The organism is Avibacterium volantium (genome assembly GCF_049366555.1).
Classification (GTDB): Bacteria; Pseudomonadota; Gammaproteobacteria; order Enterobacterales; family Pasteurellaceae; genus Avibacterium; species Avibacterium volantium_A.
This window is the reverse complement of record NZ_JBMMGT010000065.1, coordinates 1-549: the sequence shown is the minus strand read 5'-3', so window position 1 is coordinate 549 and position 549 is coordinate 1. Positions and strand designations below refer to the sequence as shown.

General features: G+C 40.1%; 2 tRNA genes. Both read right to left on the bottom strand.

What is annotated here, in order from left to right:
• Nucleotides 1–256: 256 nt before the first annotated feature.
• Nucleotides 257–332: transfer RNA gene (locus ACLS0A_RS11005), tRNA-Ala, on the bottom strand.
• A 30-nt stretch (nucleotides 333–362) separates the two neighbouring features.
• Nucleotides 363–439 (bottom strand) — tRNA-Ile (locus ACLS0A_RS11000).
• Nucleotides 440–549 lie beyond the last annotated feature (110 nt).

Sequence of the window (549 nt, the reverse complement as noted above, 5' to 3'; positions counted from 1 at the left end):
TTGTTCTCTCGTTGAGAACGCTTACTTGCTTTTGTTCAAGTAAGTCTTTTACTCAGACTTTTTCAATTTAATTAGAAAATGGTTCTATCACGATTACCACTTCCTCATTAGCTTGAAAGTCTCTTCAGTTTTCAGCTTGTTTTTACATTGTTAAAGAGCAAATTCGATAATTTTCATTATCATTGGTAAATATTCTCTCTTACTCGGTTATGTAATATGAGAATACTTAGCAATGATTTTATTAAATGGTATGATTTGGTGGAGATAAGCGGGATCGAACCGCTGACCTCCTGCGTGCAAGGCAGGCGCTCTCCCAGCTGAGCTATATCCCCAATCATTAATCCCTATGTCACTCGCTCGAGTGGTGGGTCTGAGTGGACTTGAACCACCGACCTCACCCTTATCAGGGGTGCGCTCTAACCACCTGAGCTACAGACCCATAAGGATTTATCAAAAGTGCGGTCAGTTTTTACCGTCTTTTTTCATTTGCTTCTTATTGTCTAACAACCATCACGACAATCTGTGTGAGCACTCATCTATTCTATTAGG